Raw genomic sequence first — 22834 nt, 5'->3', positions numbered from 1 at the left:
GCTTATTCTAGTTTGGAGAAAATAAAATGATTACGCGTGAATTTAGGACAATTGCTTGTATTTATCCCGGGTATAATTAATATCTTGGTTATTCTTTATATGCTTTTACACACCAAAAGCTACAAAGGGGTAAATTTGTTTATACTTTTTCAAACTGCACTTTTATTTTGGCAGATAGAAGAGTTTTTTTTGCGTCAAACAGGACTTTCTTACGCCTATGCAGTCGCACTAGACCAAATGTTTAGTATGGGGTGGTTAGCGCTTGGAGCATTGCTTTTACACTTTGTAATGGATTTTTTGCAGCTCCCACAAGTAAAAAATCGATTGGTTCTTTCCGCTATTTGGCTGCCGTATTTTATTTTCTTTGGTCTGTATCAAGCCAACCCACAACCTAATGCCTTCCATCAGCATGATATCTGGGGCTACACGTTGGCGATTCGTCCGGGTTCAAGTGATTTAATCCAGCGCTTTTGGCTGGTAACACTCGTATTTATCGCCATAAGCCTGCTGATTTATCATTACAAGTTAAAGCAAACAGCTAGAATTAAGAAAAAGCAAATTGGCTTTCTACTTCTAGGGCTCGCGTTTCCCGTTAGTGTGGGCTTCGTGTTCCAAATTATGTTCCCTCTACTCGGTATTCCCGATATTCCACTTACTTCTATGGGGATGCTTTTCTTTACCATCATCGCATTTTATGCGCTTACGAAGTTTCAACTTTTCGACCCTAATCAAGAGGTACAGGCGGGCGAAGTGCTCGATCAAATGCTGCAAGCAGTCCTTATCGTGGAGCGTAATGGTCAACTCCTGTACCTCAATCAGCGTGCTCAGGAGCTTTTTGGAGATCATACCCACCAAAAGACTTCTCTGGATACTTTGTTTTCGTTATCAATGCATCTGGACAGCTTTCTTAGTCTTGGCTGGAATGCCGTGCAATCGAAAAAAGACTTAGGGTTTGTAGAAGTAATCTACAAGCAATCTGGAAAGCGGTATTCAGTGGAAGCCGTTCCTCTCTTTAAAAACAACAAGCAGGAGAAGCTTCTTTTGGTTCTTAAAGACCGAATGGAAGAGGAGCATACACTGTTAGAAGTAGAACGCTTGACGCAGGTGATGGCTCAGGATAAAGGAACCTCATTTCAATTATTTTGGGAGTTAGATCTGCAGCAGCAACAGGTTATCTGGGGGAGCAGTTTTCATGCCCTTTTTTCTTTTCCACATGAGTTTAAACCTAATCGTCTCGAAGAAGACTTTTATTCCATTGTATGCCCTGAAGATAGATTGATCTTAAAAAGAAATTCTCAAAAAGCCTGGGATGGGACTACTTCCGGAGCAAATACCTGGGAGTTTAGTCTCCTCAATCGAAATGGCGATAAAATTCGCGTTCGCGAACATTTTTTCGTTATTCGTGGAGCAAATAATTTACCTAAAAAGTGTTTTGGCACCCTTTCTATTATCGATGAAGCTTGGAGCCCTGCCATCTTGGCTGAAAAACGAGGCGAACAGTTGAAAAAAATCGCCTGGACTCAATCTCATCTTGTACGCGCTCCATTAGCAAAGGTAATGGCTCTATCCGATTTATTGGCTGGTGCCCTTGAGGAGGATCCCGAACAAGTAAAATTCTATGTGACGGCGATGCAAGAATCAGCAGAGGAACTGGACCAAATTATTCGTCAAATCATAGCAGATTCTCATGAGGAAAAAGTAGCTTAAAGGGTATCGAGTAATCCCTTAACTGCCTGTCCCCGCAGGTTCTATGCGCACGTCATCAAACAAAAGCTGACCGCGCACACCTTCCTCCATGACAAAGAAAATGGTAAGACTCTCCAAGTCCTGAGCAAACTGCGGCAACTGTAACCGGACCGAGGTCCAATCAAAAGTGCCCGAAAGCTCTAAAAGACCAGAACTGGTGATAAAATTTATACCCATCGCTCTTTCGTTTCTTAAGGGCGTTCCACGAACACTGATAAAGGCTCCTCTGCTAGTAGAAAAACGCTCCACATCGATGGCCTTAACACGTACGTGCAGCTGCCAATCTGTGAGGTTTGCGCGGAAAGGACCATCAATGCGCTGCGACCAGGTGGCGCCCCCTCGAGAATCTAGATCTTCATTTTCCAAACTTAACGCTACGCCATCGTCCCATGTGCTAGGGACGACAGCAGCACGGAAGGAACCGCTTTGGAAACTTCTCCAGGGCCGAATATCACCAAAATTCTCATCTAAGGAGCCATTTACCACTTGTGGAGTCATAAAGGCGATGTTCTCTTCTGTCATGCAAGCACTGAAAACCAGAAGTAAACTGAAAGAACCAAATAAATTGAATAATTTCCTCATCATCGCTTGTTATTCTTTTAATATCCACCAATTTAGTAAGTAAAAAAAGAACGATAAAAGGCGTTTAGAGGTTTGAACTTTAATTGAAAAAATTGTAAATCAACTGGATGTCTCCATTTATCAGGTTTGTCTTGTGAATTTAAGTTTTTTAAAAAGCAAAAAGTGACTCCTGCCTTTTGGCGATCCGCTTTTGGGTTCACCCATTCCATTTTAGCAGAAAATGTACAGATGAGCTTGCCTGCATACCGCTTCGGCTAGGCGCATAAAAAAAGGGCCGAAGCCCTTAATTGTCTTTTCTTACTTAAGCTGGTTGCCATACAAGGCCCGTGCTGCTTCTTCGTATTTATCTCCCGCTGTCCATTTCGGTCTATCCGGTGCATTCGCGATTTTATCGGCTGCAAGTAGATAAGACTTCCAGTAAAGCAGTGCATAATCCAAGTCAAAATTGTCGACCTCATCCGAGGGCTGATGATAATGACGCGCTATCTCCTCGTCAAAGGCCGTAAAGCCTAAGGAAAAAGTAGGAGAAGGAACCCCTTTTCGTGCAAAATTAACGTTGTCCGAACGGTCATACAAATTCTGTTCAGGTGCAGGATCAGCTATCGCCCGTAAGCCAAAAGCCGCTACAGCCTCACTGATCAGCGGGTCTGCACTCGTGCGCCCTAAGCCGATAACTGAAATGATGGAGGTATCGTTATAACCCGCATTATCGATGTTCAAGTTATAAATGGTCTGTCGTAAAGGTACTACTGGATGCTCCACATAGTAGCCACTCCCTAAAAGGCCCTTCTCCTCCGCTGTCCAAGCGGCTAAAATCACAGAGCGCTTCGGCGGGTGCTGCGCAAAGTAGCGCGCTGCATTGATTAACGCCACCGTTCCTACAGCATTATCCCGCGCACCGTTATAGATCGAGTCCCCTTCAGCATTGGGCGTGCCCACCCCCACATGATCATAATGGGCACTGAGCATTATGTATTCATCCCGTAACGCCGGATCCGTCCCCTCGATCACCGCAATTACATTTTTTCCGATAATCGGACGGTTTTCTTTTCCCGTAATTTCAAATGTTGCCTCTGAAATCGAACCAGAGCCCACCGCATTGATAAAAGTGTTACGCGGATCCTGCACCCAAGCATAGGGGAGGGCAGCCTCCCCGGCGCCTTGGTCCACACTCAAGCGCGGACTATTTAAAAAACGCGTCACGAACTCCCATGGTGCTGTCGGCACATTATACACCTCGATGATACCGGCAGCTCCATTCTCGGCAGCTAGCCGCATTTTCTCGCGGCCCATGGCAAATAAATCCGAAGGGCTGAGACGGCCTGGAGCACCTACATTACAGACCACCACCTTGCCCGCCACTTCTTTTCCCGCATAATCATCCGCCAGGCCATAGCCTACGACCACGAGAGGATAATTGCCCTCCAAGGCACCGCCATCTAACACCATGAGCTCCTTACCCTGTGAAAAAGTACGCTCACCGGCCATTATTTGCCCCTTAGCAGGAGGGATGGACAGGCGAAAAGGCACATGCTGGTAGTAGGGCGCATCCAAGTTTTCAGGAGAAATCGCCCCATATTTCCAAAACTGTTCGGCGATAAACCGAGCCGCTGCATCTACCTCCGGGCGTATCGGATCACGGCCCATGAGTTCATCCGAAGCCAAATAGCGAAAATAAGAAATGGAGGCCCGGTCATCGAAAGTGGCCTCTACAGCCTCCCGGCTGCCTTGTGCACTCAAAAAGCCCGCCGCACTCAAATACAGAAATCCAGAAAAGAGTAGTTTTTTCATCGTCAAAATTTTCAGTTGCTAAAGAAAGCTATTTGAGCAAGAATAAACAAAGCTTTTACAAGAAATCAGGCAGCCGCAACGATAAACGGTCGCAGGCAGCGCGAAAATCCGAGGGAACTGGCGCCGCTACATGCACCCACTCGCCGAAACGCATAGGGTGTGGCAAACGCAGCGTGGCAGCATGCAGCAGCATACGCGAAATGCCCTCATGCTGCCGCAGGTAGTTATTCTGGGTATTATCCCCATGCTTGCTGTCTCCGATCAGATAGTGACGCTGCATGGCCAGGTGGCGGCGAATCTGGTGCATTCTACCCGTCTGGGGCTCCGCCCAAAGTAAACTGTAACGGGAGCTTGGATACCTTCCCGTACTATTGAAAGGACAGGTGGATCGATGGAAGACACGGAAGTCCGTACAAGCTTCCTGTAACGGTCCGTCCAGGTCTTTGGCCAGCGGCCGATCGACCCGAAATGCATCCGTAGCAGGCCAGCCCCGCACTACCGCCAAGTATTTTTTTTCCACCTCTCGACGTAAAAAACTCTCCAGCAGACACCTGGCGATCTGCTCGTTTTTTCCCAGCAAAATCAGTCCAGAGGTAGCCCGATCGATGCGATGTGCCAGGTAGGCCGGAGCTTGCGTGTAAGCCTGCACCCAGCCCACCAGGGTCTCCGCTAAAGGTACTTCCGCCCAGCCATTCGGATGAACCAGAAGTCCTGCCGGCTTATGCAGCACAAGCAGCGCCTCGTCTTCGTAAATGACCACAGGCGCTGTTTCAGAATTCCACATGCCGCTCAAAAGATGGTTCCCGAGCCGATAGTTTCTCCTTCTTGGTACCAAGCCACAAACTGCCCACTGGCAATGCCCTTCTGCGGCTGCTCAAAAAGCACATACAAGCCCTTTTCACGCATGTAAAGGTGGGCGGGGCTTAGTGCCTGCCGGTAGCGAATCCGTGCAGCGTAGCGGGCATAGCCCCCCATAGGAAGTCGCAGATCCTCACGCACCCAGTGCACATCCTCCTTTGGGACGAAGAGCCCATAGCCTAAAAGCCCCGGATGCTCTTCTCCCAGCCCCGTGTAAATGTGGTTTTCCCGCGTATCTGTACCGATCACAAAGAGTGGTTTCCCAGTGCCACCCACATGGAGCCCTTTCCGCTGTCCGATCGTAAAATAATGTGCCCCACGGTGCTGCCCCATCAGTGTTCGGCGGGCTCCGCCCAAAGCTCGGGGCAAACAGATTTCATCCAAACGCTCTGTGTTGAGGTCCGCACGCAGCTCTTCCGAACGATGAGCCTTGCCAGCAAAAACAGGATCCTCCGGCTCTAAAAGGTAAATGGGGCCCTCTTTCGGCTTAAGCTGCTGCTGTAAAAAGTCCGGCAGGCGAACCTTACCGATAAAACAAAGCCCCTGGCTGTCCTTTTTTTCCGCCGTGGCCAAGTCTTGCGCCCGCGCGATGTCCCGCACCTGCGACTTTTGGAGATGCCCGATTGGAAAAAGAGCTTTGGCTAGCTGCTCTTGATTCAGCTGGCATAAAAAATAACTCTGGTCTTTATTCGCATCTGCCCCAGCAAGGAGCCGATGCACTTCCCTGCCGTCTACCCTCAAGCTCTCTTTCTGGCAATAGTGCCCCGTGGCTACGAAGTCCGCCTGCAGCTTTTCTGCCGCCTTTAAGAAGATGTCGAATTTGATCTCTCGGTTACAAAGTACGTCAGGATTCGGCGTGCGACCAGCTTCGTACTCGCGAAACATATAGTTTACGATCCGTTCTCGGTAGGCTTCACTTAGGTCGATGGCTTGAAAGGGGATGCCTAGCTTTTCTGCCACCAGCATGGCGTCTGTGCTGTCCTCCATCCAGGGGCACTCATTCGAAATGGTGACACTCTCGTCGTGCCAGTTTTTCATGAACATGCCGATTACTTCATAACCAGCCTCTTGGAGGAGATAAGCACTCACGGATGAATCCACCCCTCCGGATAGTCCTACGACCACCCTTCCTTTTTTCTTTTCCATACTAATGCGCGGATTCAAGGTCCGGATTAAATTTTTATAGGGATGAAACAATGCCCCCATTCTTTTTCGTTCACAAATTTACGTATATTTTTCACTTCAACCTGAAACCTAATTGGCCGAAAGGCCCAAAACATGCAAAAGAAAAAACTCTTAGTATCTACAGGAGGAGGGGACTGCCCCGGATTAAACGCCGTAATTCGCGGTATTACCAAACGTGCAGCGGCTCATGGAGGCTGGGAGGTGGTCGGCAGCATGGAGGCCCTTACTGGGGTGCTCGAGACACCGCCACGCCTCATGGTGCTGGATGAGCAGCGCGTGGCGGGCATTCATGTGAAGGGTGGGACCATCTTGCAGACCTCGAATAAAAATAACCCGCTGGCCTATCCCGTACGTCAGGAAGATGGTAGCGTCCGCTATGAAGACCGTAGCGCAGCGCTCGCCGAGCGCATCATAGCTATGGGCTTCGATGCACTTATTAACATCGGTGGGGATGGCTCCCAAAAAATTTCATTGGCCCTCGCACAGCAGGGCGTAAACGTGGTCGGGGTGCCAAAAACCATCGATAATGACCTTTCTGGCACCGATGTTACGTTTGGCTTCCAGACTGCCGTACAGATCGCCACGGAAAGTTTCGACCGCTTGGTCAGCACCTCTGAGAGCCACCATCGGGTGATGATCATGGAGGTTATGGGGCGTGGCGCCGGCTGGATCGCCCTCCACGCTGCCCTAGCCGGAGGTGCCGAAGCTTGTTTGATTCCGGAAATCCCCTACGATGTCGCTATCCTTAAGGAGCACATCGAAAAGCGCTATGACCAAGGGCGAGGTTTCGCCTGCATCGTGGTAGCAGAAGGGGCTAAACCCAAAACAGGGGCGCTGACCTATCGAGAAAATGACTTTGGCTCAGAACATAAACGTCTCGGCGGCCTCGCCTACACACTTTCCGCCGAACTGAAGGCGGCCGGGCTACAAGCAGAAATCCGCGAAACAGTTTTGGGACACGTACAGCGCGGCGGTGTGCCCGTGGCCTACGACCGCGTGCTGGCATCTCTGTTTGGGGTGAAAGCCTTCGACCTAGTGGTGGAGGGGGCCTTCGGCCAAATGGTGGCAGCGAAAGGAAATGAAATCATCTCTACTCCTTTAGAAAATGCCGTCAGCAGCTATCACGCCGTGGAGCCAGATAGCTTCCTGGTAGATGCGGCCCGAGGCCTTGGCATATCTTTTGGTGACTAAAGCACAAGCAACAACCTGTATGTTTAAAAAAATTCTCATCGGGCTGGGCAGTTTGGTGCTGCTCTTGGTCTTAACCTTCGCCGGAGGATCCTGGTATCTGTATAAAAACCAAAGTGCTTATACACAAAAACTCCTTGGTGTTTTAAATGAGAGCTTGGCGGGCTCTTTAAAGATAGAAGAAATTTATATTTCACCCTTTAAAAATTTCCCTTACATCTCCATCGACTTTCATCAGGTGAAATTATATGAGGGGAACGCTTTCTCCGGTAACCTGGCCTTGCGTGCCCAAGACATTTATGTAGGCTTCAGCATCGTGGACATCTTGCAAGGGCGCTATAGCATAAAAGCGCTTTCGGTGGAGCAGGCCCTCATCAATTTGGTGCAAGATGCGGAAGGTAAAATAGGTCTTCTGGAAGCACTGGCTTTCGATGCCCCGCCCGCTGAGGAAGAGGCAGAGACAGTGAGTTTTGAGCTGAAGCAGCTCAAGCTCAAGCAGGTGCGCATCAACTACCTGATCCCTTCTGATGCCTTTGCGCTGCGCGCCAATTTAGAGAAGCAAAACATCTCGCTCAAGCAGGCCGAGGACCTCCTGCAGGTAAAATTAGATGGGGACATGCTGCTCACACTTATTTCCAAGGGAGAGCCGACCTTTTTCGCAGAGAAAGGCCTCACGCTGGGCCTCTCGCTACGCTATCAGGAAAGCCTGCAGCAGCTGCACATCCTACGCTCCCTCTTAGCGATCGATGGGGCGGAATTTAGCTTGGAAGGGCTTATCGACCTTAAAAATGACAACTACCTCGACATTGAGTTTCGAGGCGATAAGCCGGATTTTAATACTTTGGCGGCGCTGCTACCGAAAGAAACAGGGGATCAGCTGCGGCGTTACCGAAATGAAGGTCAGGTCTATTTTCAGGGGACCGTGCAGGGGCCTACGGCTAATGGGCAAACGCCTCAAATCGCCGTGGAGTTCGGCTGTGATAATGCCTACTTCCTAAATCCTGCAGTGAATAAAAAGGTAGATGAGCTGCGCTTTGCAGGCTTTTTCACGAATGGCAAAGACCGCAACTTGGCCACTTCGCAGCTGACGCTGCAGAATTTCTACGCCCGCCCAGCGGAGGGGATTTTCCAAGGCGATGTCTTGATTCGTAATTTTCAGGATCCCTACATCAAGGTGAAGCTGGATGCAGACCTGGACTTGGCTTTCCTCGGTGAGTTTTTCGAAGTAGAGGGACTCCGAGGGCTTTCTGGTCAAGTGCTACTAAGCATGGATTTCGATGAGTTAATCGACCTGGAAGATGCTACCGGCGGCCTGGCCACTGTCCAAAATGCGCTACAAAGTGAGCTGCGCGTCCGCAACCTCAACTTCAGCCTTCCGGGTTTGCCGCATCCTGTAGAGCAGGCCAATGTGTATGCGAAAATGGAGGATGGTTACATTACCTTAGAACGGGGAAGCTTTCGCTTGGGCGACTCAGACCTGCAGTTTTATGGCTATTTAACCGACTTTCCAGCCCTTTTACATGGCTTAGAAGAGCCGGTAGAGGCATCCCTATCCTTTCAGTCCACGCTCTTGCGTAAAATCGACTTCATGGAAATGGATACCACAGATGCCGAAGAGGTGCGCGATTTCAACCTAAAACTTCGCTTCCAAAGCAGTGGACGGGAACTGGTGAGTCCCCTGTATGTCCCTCAGGGTAAATTTATAGTGGATGCCTTTTCTGCTAAGCTTAAAAAGTATCCCCATGCTTTTACAGATTTTCAGATGCAGCTGGGCATTACGCCCGACCGCCTTCGAGTAGACAATTTCATCGGAAAAATCGACACCTCGGATTTTACGATTTCTGGAGAGGTGTATAATTACGAGAAATGGTTTCAGGCCAGCCCGATGGGCAAAAGTCGTTTTGACCTTACCGTGGCTTCGAAGCATCTAAGCATCAAAGACCTGCTCACGTATAAAGGAGTAAATTACATGCCTGAGGCCTATGCACAGGAGACCATCGATGACTTTAAGCTGGCGATGGACCTAGAACTCGAATATGCGGGCTTGTTCCAAGGGGTGAGTGGTAACTTGCGTGATTTCACCGGAAAGCTGAAATTTCATCCGATTAAGTTCTCTAACTTCAAGGGAGCACTGGCCTACCGGGATGAAGTGCTACAGGTCAATGGCTTCGGTGGACGCATGGGGCTCTCGGAGTTTTATATGGACCTAGACTATTTCTTGGGCCCAGATAGCTTACCTAACCCTATCCAAAATCGCTTCCGTCTCGCAGGAAGGGCTTTGGATTTGGATTCCTTACTGGGTTTCGAAAGCATCGAGCAGGAGGTTAACCATGAAGAAGCCTTTAACATTTTCGAGCTTCCTTTCCCCGACCTGGTAGTAGCCCTCGATGTGGAGCGCCTGAAATACCATGGTTTCTGGTTGGATGATCTGCGGGCGCGGGTCCGGATGCAAGAAGATCACATGCTTTACGTGGATACCCTGAGCCTGCGCACGGCGGATGGTGGCCTGGGGATGGCGGGCTATTTTAACGGCCAAAACCCAAAGGAAATTTATTTCCATAGTACCTTAAGGGCCGATAAGCTGGATCTGGACAAGCTGCTGATTAAATTCGATAATTTAGGCCAGGATGCTTTGATCAATGAAAACCTGCAAGGCCGCATCAGTGGCACGATAGAAAGTAAGTTCCTGGTCCACCCGGATCTAACGCCGATCATTGACAAGAGCGAGGCGAAAATGGACCTGACTATTTATGATGGGGCTTTGATTGACTTTGCGCCCCTGCGCGCCATGTCCAGCTTTTTTTCGGACAGGAATTTGATGCGGGTGCGTTTCGATACGCTACAGAATGTGTTCGAGCTGAAAAACGGAGTCTTAGATATTCCGAGCATGACCATCGCCAGTTCCCTCGGCTTTATCGAGCTCTCAGGCAGGCAGCAGCTGGACCTGCAGATGGATTATTTTATTCGGGTGCCACTTGGCTTGGTGACGAGCGTGGGCTTTCGCTCCCTTTTCGGTCGCAATAGGGGAGAGGTAGATCCCGATCAGGAGGATGCCATAGTGACGCGTGGAGATCGGCGCGTTCGCTTTGTCAATGTAAACTTGCGGGGAACACCGGATGACTTCCAGGTGCGACTGGGAAGAGATAGGGGGAGGTAAGGACCTCCCCCCCCCTGAAAAATCTTAGTGGAAGAGAAGGGCCAGTTCCTCCTCTTCTCCTTTTACTTCCTGCGGAAAATCAGGCAAAGTCATTTTTAAAAAGTCTAAACTTCCAGATAGAACGCCCTCCCAGTCTGCAGAGGTGATAGAAGAGGCGATCACATGGTCGCCAGACTCTGGAAAGGCCTGCTTCACCTTTTGCGTCTCTGGCGTGCCGAGCAGGGCAAACATATCTAGCATCGCAGGTACGGAAACCACAAAATCCTGATTTTCCTCATCCTTATAGTAATAAGCCAGATAGGTTGGGCATTGAATAGCCTTAAAAGTATCCTCCGTCATCCCACTTCGCAGGAGAACTGCGAGCGCCTCATAGGCATCTACATGCACGCGATTCGACCAGTACTTGGCTTTATCTCCTTCCCGCTCCATCAGGCGGCTACCGCCTTCATCCATAACGATATATTTAGCGATCAGCTTATTCCAAGGTTTAAACAAGCGATCTAAGGCTGCGCCATACTCCATGACGGCCGGGCTGTAGAGAATCAAGGCCGCTAAATCTGGATTTTCTGCCGCTAAGACCAAGCTAAGCGCGCCTCCCATAGACGTCCCTACCACGACGACCTGGTCTCCTAGTTGACGGGCAATCTCCAGGGCCTCTTTGGCGCCAGCCATCAAATCCTCCGCACGCAGGCCTTCCATAGCATCTCGGCGCTCCACACCATGTTCAGGCAGACGCGCCAGGTACAGATTCGCACCTAAAGCGGCAGCCAGCTCCCGATTGACGGGGCTGCCCTCACGCTCACTGGCCGTAAAACCATGGATGTAGAGCATGCTGTAAGGTGTTTTCTGTTTGTTTTCTGGGTCTGCCCAAATGATCTTCGCCTCATTATCGGGCTTGAGATCACGCTCTTGCGCTTCTTTTTCTTGGATATAGCGCTCCAGTTCTACCAGCTCGCTAGGTACCGCGGGGGCCTGAATAGCTGCTAAGGAAATGGTTCGGGCCCTTGGACCAAAGACCAAAAGGAGCGTAAGTAAGATGGCAGCGCCGAGTACGACGCGAAGTAATCGTTTGGCCATAATTATCGGGTTAATGCAATAAAATTAGTGTGAGGGATTACAAATTCTTTTCGGCAGTAGCTTAGCGTACCCGCAGCTTTTAACTTGCTGAGGGTAGAGGTTAGGTTTTGGCGTGACGTTTTCAGCATACTCGCTAGGTCTTCGTGGCGAAAATAAGCTGGCATGTGCATATACTCCCCTTTTTGCTCTCCATAATAATGCATGAAATCTGCCAGTAAGATCAGCAGACGCGCTTCCAGCGCAAAGTCATGATTACGTACCTTCTGCTGGTGAATCCTGCGTAGACGCGCCTTCGTGTAGGGGTAACAGAAACTGTAAAGTTTTTCCCGACTGAGCGGCACAGCTTCTAAAGGCAAAAACTGCAGGGTAGAATGCCGGAGGGGCTCGATAAAAAACTGATCGCGGCTGAGGTAGTTATCGGTCTCTACAAAATACCATTCTGAGGTAAACAACAGGTCGGTATTTACCGTTAGCCCGCCATCATTCAGACCATAAATTTTAGCGATGCCTCTACTCACAAAAAGCAAGCCTTCCACTAGCTGGGGGCTGTTTAGCGCGAGACGGTCGATTTCCTGACCTGTCTCCAGTAACTTCTCATGTAAGAGATGGTCGATCTCCGGCCGGGTAAGCTCCTCTTTCATGTGCCGAATATACACATTTTCAAGGGGACTAAAAGAAAGGAGAGAACCTTTCGATTCTCTCCCGTCCGGTTGGCTGGTTTAAAAGGTGTAACGTAGACCAAGTTGTACTTGGTAAGGTGGGTTGAAGCGTGCCGTTTCTCCGAAGGTAGGATTCACATTGTATGCGAACTGCACATCACCTCGCTGTAGAGCGATCGGATCCAAGCCGAGCGACTGCAGTAGAATTTGGTTTGCTCCTGGTACGGTCGGTGCACCGCCCCATTCACTGTTGAGGAGGTTAGTGAAGTTAAAGACCTCTGCGATAAACTCCAGATTCGACTTCCCTAATCCCTTTATAATGCTGCTGTCGATGATGTAGCTGAAACGCACATCCACATTATGCCAAAACGGATTGTAGATTTCATTTCGTGGGGCTACTTGCTGCAGATTGTCTTGCAGCAAGCCGCGCGCGATATTATTCGGGTTGTCCAAGACACGTTCCATACCCTGTGCTACATTTAGCTCGAAAGGTGTGGCATTTGGATTTGCTCGGATTACATTTGGGTCGAAGACAAAAGCGCGTTTGTTCGCATTAATAAGCAAGCCCGCACCATCGCCGACGATGTCACCGAAAACAAGTGGTGACCAAGGGAGGCCCGACTGCCCGACATAGCGAGCAGAAATCCGCATATTTTTAAAGGTAGGCGATGTACCGAAAAGCACGATTTTATGTCGGAAGTCCGTATTCGCACCACCTCGGTTCGCGATCAAGTCGCGCGGGTCGTCTACGATCGCCGTTAGGACCGAGGTCCGCGCGATGCAGCAGTTGTAGGAATTGTTATCCTCCGTTCTATTCCAAGTATATGTACCGGTAAGAGAGGCACCATTTTTAAACACAAAGCCGGATTCGAAAATAATGCCACGCTGCCAGATGTCCGAATCACCATTAAGCTCAAGTACACGGCCTAGGTTCGGATTGATGTTCACCACATCGGGTGAGATGGGATATACCACCACCCCGGGGTTGGCTGGATTTGCTAATGTGACTTGTCCCGCAAAAGGATCTGCGAACATCCCGCGGTTGTTTTCATTGGTGATGAAAGCAGAAAACTCTTGCGCCAGGTTGAGGTCCTGATACCTGTAGTTGTTGAGGGTACGTGCAAAGTATGCATTGGCACCAACATAAAACTCATCTGTTAGAAACCTTCTGTAGGAGAGGTTCCCTTTCCAGGTGTAAGGGGCCTGGAAGTTTTCTCCGATCAAATTTATGTACGGGCTTCTGCCGGTTCCATCAACAGGAACGCCTGGAACATTGGCAGGGTCCGCTAAGAATGCAGGGAAGTCCACAGCCGGGACATTGGCTCCAGTTAAAAACACATCGGTCAGCTGGGTCCCGGACTGCAGAATATTACTCAGCTGCGCCCAGTGAACGATATTAGCCGAGTAGCCACCGATGCCGAAACGAAGGACATTGCGCTGGTCTTCATTAAAGTCATATACTAGCGTTAGCCGAGGCTGGAAGTTGTTCCAGTCCGTGGCCACCACATCCGTTCTTCTACCCAATTCCCGCTCGATGAGTGGATTGCGCTCAGGGGCGGTCAGGAACACCGTCGCATCCCATCGCAGTCCGAAAGAGCCACTTAGCTTGCTGTTGAAATTATAATCTGCTTGCGCAAAGGCCGATAAATCTAAAGCCGTCTGCTGCAGGTGCGGCGTGAAAAGCCCAACGGGATTATTCGGAACCAAGCGTGAAAACTGAAAGGCTTCGCCTCTCTCTAAAGCATCCAAGCTAGCAAACTGAAACAAGCCGCCCTGTTCGTTGGTGTTAAGTGTGTTCGTAAAAGTTACCAAATTATCCGTGCCGAAAGTCCAGAAAACTTTTCCGGTTTGTAAAAAGGTCGTGTTAATGAATTGGAGCTGCTGTTCCCCTTGCTCCTCTGGAGCAATTCTATTTCCACCGAACTGGAACTGCCGGAACAAGCGAGTACCGTCTTCCTGAAAAGATTCGATACCCACAAAACCCCGCGGAGCTATCGAGCGTGCTAAGAAATTACGCTGCGCGCGTAAGTACTGCACTTTAAGCTCATTCGTCAGGCGTGGAGAGAAGGTAGAGCGTAGTGCTAATTGGCTATTAACCCCGAAGATCTCCAGATCTCCTCGTGCGTCCGCGATGGCGGTGTTATCACCCCCCACGACGAATTCATTTTCGCCCCAAAAGAAATTGTTTCGGAATGTAAGTTTGTGAACATTGTTAATCTGCCAGTCAAGGCGAGCGAATACCGTGCGGTTAGTGGGTCTTCTATTGAAAAGGCCCGTCTGCTGACGCGTAGGATCGAGACCGTAGCGATCCGTTAGGATAGAAAGGAAGCGATCTAGGTTAGCCTGTGTGATTTGTTCCAAGCGCTCTGTAGTCGCGTCTCGCACATCGATGATGGCGAAGGGCTCACTTCTATCCTCGAAATCCAGCGCCGTAAAAAAGTGTAGTTTATCTTTAATGATAGGTCCGCCTAAGGAAAAGCCATACTGGTTGATATTAAAGTCATTTATCGGTCGTCCGATGTAATCTTCGCTAGCCGTCAGGGCCTGATTCCGATTAAAGAAGAATGCCGAGCCCTCTAATTCGTTCGTTCCTGACTTGGTCACCACGTTGATCGCACCCCCGCCTTGACGTCCTTCCAGTACCGAGTATTCGTTTGTCGTTACTTCATATTCTCGGATGGCCTCCATAGAAACAGTATATTGTGAAATCAAGCCTCCATTCATCATAAAACGCTGGTTTCCTCCATCTAGTGTTATTCCTGTGGAGCTTTCTCTCGTGCCTCCTATGGCTAAAGAGCCTCCAGGGGCTGTGGTCGGTGCGAGGTTCGCTAAGTCCTGAAAGCTTCTTCCGCTGGTCGGCATATTTTTAATTTCGTTTATGCCTAAACGTGTTGCAGATCCGATAGGCGACACGCGGTTCGGGGCATAATCGCTAGCCGAAATAACCACCGTCTCCATCTGATTTTCAGTACCGCTCAGGCTGAAGTCTACACGAACTTGGTCCCCGAGGTTCAAGTTGTATCCTTTTTTCTCCAGTTGTCCTTCGCCTACGAAGCTGGCTGTAATGCTGTAAGGCCCACCTAAAGGGACCTGATTCAACTGATACCGGCCTTCTAAGTTTGTGACCGTTCCTGTGGTAAAACCTGTTGCCTCATTTTTAATGAGTACATTGGCGCCAGGAAGCGTTTCACCATCAGCACCACGGACAGTTCCGAAAAGGGAGGCCGAAGCCGTCTGGCCTATTGCCCTACCGGGCAAAGCAAATAGGAGTAAGCAAATTACTCCGATGAAAGGTAGATAGTATTTCATACTAGGGTGTATGGGTTGGTTTATGCTACGAAACTAGTAGCTCAGGATAGTTTGAATTTGTCTTAAAAAGACAATTCCTAAAGCTTCACGATTACTTTACATAAACTCCCTCTGAAGCAAAATTAAGGTAACATTTGCCTTACTATTTGTTCATTTTGCTCCTAGTCGATGAGGAATCGCAGCCCTTCGCAGTCCGACTCTGTCTTTGGGCAGGAAAGTCATTTTGCTTTCAGCGACTGATGAGATAAAAAAAATATCTCGTAATTGGAAAAAAAGTTATGGCGAAATATTGAATTTTTGTATTATTGACTTTGATTAAAGTGGCAATTCGAGGTTTTCATAGTAATTATTCTAATTAATTTATAATCTCGATCTGGTTAGTAGAACTAACTAAATTTTAGTAAAAGAACCTTTTTTGCAAGTGATCCGTTCTTTTGCACGTATGCCACCGCTGATAAGTTTTGTATGCAACACATTTTAAAACAGTTGCGCCTGGAAGTACCCGAACAGCTTTATGGGAAGGATCCCATGAGCTCGGGGCTAGGGCGTACATTAGTAAGGGAGGGAATCGAGCTGTTAAATGCCTGTGGCTTGGAGCAGTTTACCTTTAAAAAACTAGCTGCCCGCTGTCAGTGTACGGAGGCGGCAGTTTATCGTTACTTTGAGAATAAGTTTTACTTTTTACATTATTTACATTCTTGGTATTGGGGCTTTCAGGAGCACTGCTTAGTTTTGCACTTGACGAACATGGACGATTTTACACAAAAAATCGAGCTTATCGTCGCCCATTTAGCCGAGGGACCGAATTTCACAGACAATGATTTTGTAGACATTGGTGCCTTACATGCCCTCGTTCATAAGGAGTTCATGCGCAGTTTACTCCTCCAGCAGGCAGGAGAATATGCAGAACGTGGTGCTTTCGATGCTTATTTTCGCTTAGTGCAGCGTATCCAGCTCATCCTAGAAGCACAGTCACCCCCCGTATTCAAGCTCCATACGCAGCGCCTAGCGATTACTTTAGTGGATGGAGTCCTCTTGCAGTCTAATTTAAATTCCAAGTTTCCCCTGGAGGCAACGGCCTCCGACATAAAAGAATATTTTAAAGCCCTAATATTCACTACGCTATCACATGAAAATTGACGTTGCACAAACGCCCTTGAATCGGTTTTTCTCCTTTCTCCGGGAGGAAAAAAAGCAGGTTTATGCCATTTATTTTTACGCTGTCTTAAATGGATTAGTAGGCTTATCCCTACCACTCGGAATTCAAGCGATTCTAAATTTTATTCTCGGTGGTCGAATCAGTACCTCTTGGTATATCCTTGTAGCAGTCGTAGCGATCGGGATCGCTTTTGGGGGATTTTTACAAATCAGTCAGCTCTACCTAACAGAGAAACTACAGCAGCGTGTCTTCACGAAGGCGGGTTTTAATTTCGCCTATCGGCTGCCGCGGCTTAAACTCGATGCCCTTCTGGGGAAGTATCCGCCCGAGCTTGTGAACCGATTCTTTGACGCAGTCAACCTACAGAAAGGACTTTCCAAGATCTTGATAGACTTTTCTACCGCCTCCATACAGGTGGTCTTCGGTCTTTTGCTCTTGGCCTTTTACCATCCTTTCTTTATCATCTTTGCGGCCACGCTTATCGCGCTGGTATTCCTGATATTCTATTTTACGAGTCCACGTGGGATGTACACGGCCCTGAAAGAGTCGACAGCCAAGTACCAGGTGGCCTACTGGTTAGAGGAAATCGGACGTACGATGTCTACCTTTAAACTCGCAGGAAATTCGCAGCTCCCTTTTTTGCGGGCGGACAAATTGCTGACACAGTATGTCAACTTCCGAAACCAGCACTTTTCGGTACTTATATTCCAATATAAAATTCTGGTTGGCTTTAAAGTGCTTATCGTTTCTACCCTCCTGATCGCAGGGTCGATCCTCTTGATAAATGATGAGATTAGCATTGGCCAGTTCGTGGCAGCGGAAATCGTTATCGTCTTGGTAGTAAGTGCGGTAGAAAAACTTATCCTCAGCCTAGAAACCATTTACGATACACTTACGGCAGTAGAAAAGCTGGGACAAATCATGGACTTGCCCATGGAGCGTGCCGATGGAACAGAGAAGTCGCTAACTCCTGAGCGCAGTGGCCTTGCCTTTGACATCGAAAACCTCGGCTTTAAAAGTAAAACAGAAAATTTCGATGTGCTGAAAGGGATTTCTTTCTCCATACAAGCTGGTGAGAAACTCCTTTTAACTGGACGTAGCGGTTCTGGAAAGAGTACCTTGCTCTATCTGATGTCTGGTCTCTACCAAGATTATTCCGGGAAAATTCTGGTCAACAACTTGCCCATCGACTCCATGAACTTGGACAAACTTCGCAGCTTCGTAGGCGATAGTTTAACGCAACAGTCGCTATTTCATGGTTCCCTACGGGAAAATATAGTGCTCTGTCGGGATATTTCCGAGGACAAACTCCGTGCAACACTTGATTTAGTTGGTCTAAATAAGTTTATTTATTCACTTAAAGACGACCTAGAAACCATGGTACAGCCTGAAGGTGTGGGGCTCAGCAAGCGTGTAATCAGTAAAATTCTGATGGCACGGTGCTTGGTCGGTGAGCCGAAAGCGTTATTCTTGGAGGATATTTTAATGAACTTTGAGAAAGAAGCTAGAGAACGGACGACGCAGCATATACTGGAGGGCAGCTGGACCGTTATTATGATCACCGATCAAGAGGAAATTCTCCGTCAGGCCCCCCGGGTCATCGCGCTGGATACGGGGAAAATCGTCTACGATGGTGCTGGAGAAGGATATTCACGTTAACCGATAAATCGATTGCAGCATGCTGGATATATCAGAAAATAAAATTGGCGACAAGGTCTCGATTAAGCATTACAAAAGCTACGGGATGACCATGCCCTCGAATGAGAGCAGAAAACGAGTGAAAATCATGGTGTGGTTCTTAGTTGGAACGATCTTGTTTATGTTCCTACCTTGGACTCAAAACGTACGTTCTAAGGGTTTCGTTACCGCACTTCGTCCGGAGCAGCGCCCGCAGACCGTACATAGCATTATCGCAGGGAGGATAGAGCAGTGGTATGTTTCGGAGGGGGACTTCGTCCAAAGGGGCGACACGGTCCTGCTCATCTCCGAGATAAAGGACGATTTCTTTGACCCTTTGCTCCTCGAGCGTACCCGACTGCAAGTGGATGCGAAGCTGCAGTCCGCCTTTTCCTATGCCGAAAAAGTAAAGGCCCAGGAAATTCAGATGGAGGCGCTAACGGCGAATAAAGGGCTCCGAATCGAGCAGGCCACCAACCGGCTTCGGATGGCAGAACTGAAAGTGAAATCCGACAGTATTCGCTTTGAACAGGCTAAGGTTAATTACGACGTGGGCGTGGAGCAGTTAAAGCGGGCTGAGTCGCTCTTCGAAGATGGACTGCGCTCACTGACTGACTTGGAAACCCGAAAACTGCGCTTCCAGGAGGTGCAGGCAGGACTAATAGCGGCAGAAAACAACTTGCTCAGCAGTCAAAATGAATTGCTCGCCGCCCAAATCGAGCTAAATGCGATCGAAAATGACTTCCGTGACCGAATCGCAAAGACTCGCTCGGAAATGTTTAGTGCCATGTCTTCCCAATTTGATGCGGAAGCTTCCGCAACCAAGTTAGAAAATCAATTCTCCAACTTCGAGATGCGGAGTGGCTTCCGCTATGTACTGGCCCCGCAGGATGGCTATATTACGCGTGCTATTCAAGTGGGGATTGGGGAAACGATTAAGGAAGGAGCTGAAATAATTTCCATCCTTCCGGCAAATGCCCAGCTGGCGGTAGAAATGTTTGTGGAGCCAGTGGATTTCCCACTGATGCGGATCGGAAATAAGGTACGCTTTATCTTTGACGGCTGGCCAGCCATCGTTTTCTCCGGATGGCCCCAGTTTTCGAATGGTACCTTCGGAGGTATCATCGTGGCCATCGATAATTTTACAGGCGATAATAATAAATACCGGGTACTCGTCATTGAAGATCCTGAGGAAGATGCCTGGCCCGATGCACTGCGTATCGGATCAGGGGCTGATGGTATCGCTCTCTTTAACGATGTGCCGGTTTGGTATGAAATCTGGCGTCAGTTAAATGGTTTCCCTGCGGACTATTACACAGCAGACGAGAAACGCGCCAACAAGAAAAAGAGTTAAGCGCAGATGAGCCGAATTCACCTACTTATCGGGCTGCTGTTTTTAGGTACAGCAGCCCACGCCCAGATTCCATCACGTGACACTTCGCTCGTGCTCACACAGATGCAGTTTTTAGAATGGGTAGAAAATTTTCACCCCGTGGCGCGACAAAGTGACCTCCTCCTCGAATTCGGGGAGCAAGAGGTGCGCATGGCGCGAGGGGGCTTCGACCCACTGTTGTATGGGGACTATAACAACAAAGAATTCCGCGGGACCACCTATTTCGATACGCGCGAGGTGGGCATGATCATTCCAACTTGGGCAGGTATCGAACTCAAGGGGCTCTTCGAGCAGAACTCCGGGCGCTTCCTGAACCCAGAACGGACCGTGCCTACAGATGGGCTTTTTGCCGCAGGCCTCAGCGTGAACCTGGGACAGGGGCTACTCATCGACCGGCGGAGAGCTGCCCTGCGCCAAGCGCAAATTTACCAAGAGTCCACACTGGTGGAACGCAGAAAGTTCTTGAACGACTTATACCTGGACGCGAACTTAGCCTACTGGAACTGGTCGGAGGCGCATGAAAATCGCCTGGTCTTTGAGGAGGGCTTGCAGCTGGCAGAAATTCGCTTTCAAGCCATCAAAGAAAGCTTTGTGCAGGGAGACTTGCCGGCCATCGATACAGTAGAGGCCTACACGCAGGTGCTCGACCGCCTGTACCGCTATCAAGATGCCATGATCGAGTATTTTAATGCCATGCAGGTGGTTAATACCTTCCTCTGGGATGATGAGTTAAATGAAATCAATCTCACCGATGCCATTTTACCCGAATCGGTGCTGACAGTAGAAATCGATCAAGTGGCGAATACACAGCTGCGGGGTGCGCTGGGCCGACACCCGGATATTATGCTCATCGATTTTGATATCGCAGGGCTAAACGTAGACAGGCGCTGGAAAGCAGAACAGTTGCGACCGATTATTAAGGTGAATTATAATTTTCTGACAGAAAATATGGGAGCGAACATGGAGGTTCCCGCCTTCTTCCAGAATGATTACAAGTGGGGGATTAACATCAGCACGCCGCTCTTTTTACGCCGTGAGCGGGGCGGCTTAGGCTTAGCAAAGGCCAAAATCGACTTCGCAGACCAGCGCCGCGAGTTGCGATTCGTGCAGCTAGAAACCGCTTTAGAGCAGGCCATTTACCGTTTTGGGCTGGTGGAAGATCAGTACCGCGTGTTTTCGGCGAATATCCAGGGGCTGCAAAGGCTTTTGGAAGGAGAAAAAGTACGTTTTGAGCTTGGAGAAAGCTCTCTTTTCTTGATAAACGCAAGGGAAGTGGCCTTGTTTGACAGTAAGGTGACCCTTAATGATTTGGCAGCCAAACGTAAAATCGCCTACGTGCGCATGCTGCATGCGGCGGGTTTTGGCTTTGACTTTGAAAATGCCTTGGAGCAGCTGGACTAAAATGTTCCCCATGCTCCTCTTATAAAAAAAAACTCCAGCACCCTAGGGAGGGGCTGGAGTTTTTTTTAAAAGGGATCGCTTTGGGCGGAAGCCCAACTCGGTATAAATATAGCTCTGAAAGTGTTCTACAGCATAAAGCCTGCAGGATAGTCGCGCTTTACGAACTGATTAGCAGGTTCAAAATTCTTCACCTTCATGGCAGCGCCATCCCACTGCAGCTTGATGCCCCTTCCCGGATAGGTAAATCCTCCATCGGTTTTTGGCTCGCGGAAGTCATAACTTCGGATGGCCAAGTTTCCCATCAAAACGGCTTCGGTAAGCGGTCCAGCAATTTGGAAGGGAGAGGAAAGCAGCTCATAGGCCGGGCTGCCATACCCCGCGATGCAGGCCTCCACCCAGTTGGCATAATGGCCACCCTCTCCACCCGGGATGCGCGTAATGCTTTCGGCGACAGCATTAGCCTCCTCCATCTTGGTGGCAGGAAGCAAGCGTGGATTTCTACCGTAGGTATCGCACATCATCTTGCCTTTCGTCCCTTCGATGATGACGCCATTTCCGCCGTCGCCCATGCGTTCATTCGGTCCCAGTTCTTCCGGTCGGGTAGGCTGGATGCCACCATCCATCCAGTGGAAGGGAAGGGTTTTGCCGCCAGGCAATTCAAAACGCAGGGTAATATGCGAGGAGGGCGGGCAGCTATCCGGAAAGTAGCCGCGCTGGAATTCACCCACATAGACGGAGCCTACGCTCGCCTCAGCAGACACAGGGTAGCCCAGGTTCAGCACGCGGAAGGGAGCCTCCATGAGATGGCAGGCCATGTCGCCGAGTGCGCCTGTCCCGTAGTCCCACCAGCCGCGCCAGTTGAAAGGAACTAAATTATCCACAAAATCTCTTCGAGGGGCTGTCCCCAACCACAATTCCCAGTCCAGTCCTTTCGGTACGGGTGCCGCTTGTTTCGGCCAGGAGATGCCCTGGGGCCACACGGGTCGATCCGTCCAGCTGTATACGCGGGTAGCCTCACCGATGAGTCCTGCCTGATACCATTCCATCATGCGGCGGACGCCATCACCAGAAGAACCTTGGTTGCCCATTTGCGTGACGACCTGGTATTTTTCAGCAGCCTCGGTGAGCATGCGTGCCTCATAAATGTCATGGGTGAGGGGCTTTTGGACGTAGACATGCTTGCCCGCTTTTATGGCCAGCATCGCCTGCACGGCATGCATGTGGTCTGTAGAAGAAACCGTCACCGCATCGAATTGGCTGGCTTGCTCCATCAGTTTACGGTAATCTTTTACATAGGAGGCCTTCGGGTGGTCTTTTCGCGCACGTTCGGCGCGGGCATCGTCGACATCACAGAGATGGGTAAAGACCACCTTACCAGTTTTAAAAACGCCGCTGATATCGTTATAGCCCATGCCTCCCACGCCGATGCCAGCCACACGGAGCTGATCACTCGGGGCCGTATAGCCACTGCCGCCTAAAACATGGCGCGGCACGATGTAAAAACCAGCCAGCGCGGTGGCGCCAGCCTTTAAAAAGGAACGTCTGCTGCTGCGCAGATCGGAAGATTTTTTCATGTAGGTTTCTTAGGTTATTGTTTGGTGCTTGCGTCCGTTTGAAAGAGCCTCTTTGCCCGAGAGGGCACTGCTGAGAAC

The 22834-nt window shown here is 49.4% G+C and carries 15 protein-coding genes; 7 read left to right on the top strand and 8 right to left on the bottom strand.

Translation table 11 applies throughout. The annotated features are described in order from the left end of the window. Positions 1-36: 36 nt before the first annotated feature. Entirely contained in the window at positions 37-1707 is a 1671-nt protein-coding gene (locus ACXIT9_RS03075; protein WP_458054777.1) for a histidine kinase N-terminal 7TM domain-containing protein, read from the top strand. An 18-nt stretch (positions 1708-1725) separates the two neighbouring features. Here ACXIT9_RS03075 and ACXIT9_RS03070 read toward each other — a convergent pair whose 3' ends face one another. The 4 genes from ACXIT9_RS03070 to mnmA all read right to left on the bottom strand — a co-directional run bounded on the left by ACXIT9_RS03070 (position 1726) and on the right by mnmA (position 6123). Then, positions 1726-2331 carry a hypothetical protein gene (locus ACXIT9_RS03070; protein WP_458054776.1) on the bottom strand — a complete coding sequence of 202 codons (606 nt, stop codon included), beginning with the start codon at positions 2329-2331 and terminating at the stop codon, positions 1726-1728. 294 nt (positions 2332-2625) lie between these two features. Next, positions 2626-4119, bottom strand: coding sequence for a M28 family peptidase (locus ACXIT9_RS03065; RefSeq protein ID WP_458054775.1), 1494 nt, complete (start codon positions 4117-4119; stop codon positions 2626-2628). 55 nt (positions 4120-4174) lie between these two features. Beyond that, entirely contained in the window at positions 4175-4903 is a 729-nt protein-coding gene (locus ACXIT9_RS03060; protein WP_458054774.1) for an RluA family pseudouridine synthase, read from the bottom strand. Positions 4904-4908: 5 nt separating this feature from the next. Then, positions 4909-6123, bottom strand: coding sequence for a tRNA 2-thiouridine(34) synthase MnmA (mnmA, locus tag ACXIT9_RS03055; RefSeq protein ID WP_458054773.1), 1215 nt, complete (start codon positions 6121-6123; stop codon positions 4909-4911). Positions 6124-6255: 132 nt separating this feature from the next. Here mnmA and ACXIT9_RS03050 point away from each other — a divergent pair, with 132 nt between their 5' ends. Next, positions 6256-7353: a 6-phosphofructokinase gene (locus ACXIT9_RS03050; protein WP_458054772.1), complete on the top strand. Its 1098-nt coding sequence runs from the start codon at positions 6256-6258 to the stop codon at positions 7351-7353. A gap of 19 nt (positions 7354-7372) precedes the next feature. Then, positions 7373-10507 carry an AsmA-like C-terminal region-containing protein gene (locus ACXIT9_RS03045; RefSeq protein WP_458054771.1) on the top strand — a complete coding sequence of 1045 codons (3135 nt, stop codon included), beginning with the start codon at positions 7373-7375 and terminating at the stop codon, positions 10505-10507. Positions 10508-10531: 24 nt separating this feature from the next. Here ACXIT9_RS03045 and ACXIT9_RS03040 read toward each other — a convergent pair whose 3' ends face one another. The 3 genes from ACXIT9_RS03040 to ACXIT9_RS03030 all read right to left on the bottom strand — a co-directional run bounded on the left by ACXIT9_RS03040 (position 10532) and on the right by ACXIT9_RS03030 (position 15552). After that, a complete protein-coding gene (locus tag ACXIT9_RS03040) occupies positions 10532-11584 on the bottom strand; it encodes an alpha/beta hydrolase (RefSeq protein WP_458054770.1) in 1053 nt (350 codons plus the stop codon). Between the two features lie 2 nt (positions 11585-11586). Continuing rightward, complete coding sequence (locus ACXIT9_RS03035; RefSeq protein WP_458054769.1) at positions 11587-12225, bottom strand: Crp/Fnr family transcriptional regulator; 639 nt, start codon at positions 12223-12225, stop codon at positions 11587-11589. Between the two features lie 78 nt (positions 12226-12303). Further along, positions 12304-15552: a TonB-dependent receptor gene (locus tag ACXIT9_RS03030; protein WP_458054768.1), complete on the bottom strand. Its 3249-nt coding sequence runs from the start codon at positions 15550-15552 to the stop codon at positions 12304-12306. Positions 15553-16017: 465 nt separating this feature from the next. Between ACXIT9_RS03030 and ACXIT9_RS03025 the strand changes: the two genes are divergently transcribed. The 4 genes from ACXIT9_RS03025 to ACXIT9_RS03010 are packed head-to-tail and all read left to right on the top strand — an operon-like array spanning position 16018 to position 21182. After that, positions 16018-16692, top strand: a complete 675-nt coding sequence (locus ACXIT9_RS03025) for a TetR family transcriptional regulator (protein ID WP_458054767.1) — start codon at positions 16018-16020, stop codon at positions 16690-16692. Beyond that, positions 16682-18370 (top strand): peptidase domain-containing ABC transporter, encoded by a 1689-nt coding sequence (locus tag ACXIT9_RS03020; protein ID WP_458054766.1) that lies wholly within the window; start codon positions 16682-16684, stop codon positions 18368-18370. Before ACXIT9_RS03025 ends, ACXIT9_RS03020 begins: the two co-directional genes overlap by 11 nt. A 19-nt stretch (positions 18371-18389) precedes the next feature. Beyond that, the gene (locus ACXIT9_RS03015) at positions 18390-19742 is read left to right on the top strand and encodes an HlyD family secretion protein (protein WP_458054765.1); all 1353 of its coding nucleotides are present in this window, start codon (positions 18390-18392) and stop codon (positions 19740-19742) included. A gap of 6 nt (positions 19743-19748) precedes the next feature. Beyond that, the gene (locus ACXIT9_RS03010; protein WP_458054764.1) at positions 19749-21182 is read left to right on the top strand and encodes a TolC family protein; all 1434 of its coding nucleotides are present in this window, start codon (positions 19749-19751) and stop codon (positions 21180-21182) included. Positions 21183-21307: 125 nt separating this feature from the next. Here the strand turns inward: ACXIT9_RS03010 and ACXIT9_RS03005 are convergent, their stop codons facing one another. Continuing rightward, positions 21308-22756 (bottom strand): Gfo/Idh/MocA family protein, encoded by a 1449-nt coding sequence (locus tag ACXIT9_RS03005; RefSeq protein ID WP_458054763.1) that lies wholly within the window; start codon positions 22754-22756, stop codon positions 21308-21310. Between the last annotated feature and the right edge of the window lie 78 nt (positions 22757-22834).

It is taken from the genome of Nitritalea sp. (genome assembly GCF_054166705.1).
This window is presented reverse-complemented; position numbering and strand designations above follow the sequence as displayed.

Bases quoted from the DNA above. Each gene is read 5' to 3' on its own strand.
- ACXIT9_RS03070 (WP_458054776.1), bottom strand. From the start codon at position 2,331: ATGATGAGGAAATTATTCAATTTATTTGGTTCTTTCAGTTTACTTCTG.
- ACXIT9_RS03065 (WP_458054775.1), bottom strand. From the start codon at position 4,119: ATGAAAAAACTACTCTTTTCTGGATTTCTGTATTTGAGTGCGGCGGGC.
- ACXIT9_RS03035 (WP_458054769.1), bottom strand. From the start codon at position 12,225: ATGAAAGAGGAGCTTACCCGGCCGGAGATCGACCATCTCTTACATGAG.
- ACXIT9_RS03030 (WP_458054768.1), bottom strand. From the start codon at position 15,552: ATGAAATACTATCTACCTTTCATCGGAGTAATTTGCTTACTCCTATTT.
- ACXIT9_RS03010 (WP_458054764.1), top strand. From the start codon at position 19,749: ATGAGCCGAATTCACCTACTTATCGGGCTGCTGTTTTTAGGTACAGCA.
- ACXIT9_RS03020 (WP_458054766.1), top strand. From the start codon at position 16,682: ATGAAAATTGACGTTGCACAAACGCCCTTGAATCGGTTTTTCTCCTTT.
- ACXIT9_RS03015 (WP_458054765.1), top strand. From the start codon at position 18,390: ATGCTGGATATATCAGAAAATAAAATTGGCGACAAGGTCTCGATTAAG.
- ACXIT9_RS03060 (WP_458054774.1), bottom strand. From the start codon at position 4,903: ATGTGGAATTCTGAAACAGCGCCTGTGGTCATTTACGAAGACGAGGCG.
- ACXIT9_RS03045 (WP_458054771.1), top strand. From the start codon at position 7,373: ATGTTTAAAAAAATTCTCATCGGGCTGGGCAGTTTGGTGCTGCTCTTG.
- ACXIT9_RS03005 (WP_458054763.1), bottom strand. From the start codon at position 22,756: ATGAAAAAATCTTCCGATCTGCGCAGCAGCAGACGTTCCTTTTTAAAG.
- ACXIT9_RS03040 (WP_458054770.1), bottom strand. From the start codon at position 11,584: ATGGCCAAACGATTACTTCGCGTCGTACTCGGCGCTGCCATCTTACTT.
- ACXIT9_RS03025 (WP_458054767.1), top strand. From the start codon at position 16,018: ATGCAACACATTTTAAAACAGTTGCGCCTGGAAGTACCCGAACAGCTT.
- mnmA (WP_458054773.1), bottom strand. From the start codon at position 6,123: ATGGAAAAGAAAAAAGGAAGGGTGGTCGTAGGACTATCCGGAGGGGTG.
- ACXIT9_RS03050 (WP_458054772.1), top strand. From the start codon at position 6,256: ATGCAAAAGAAAAAACTCTTAGTATCTACAGGAGGAGGGGACTGCCCC.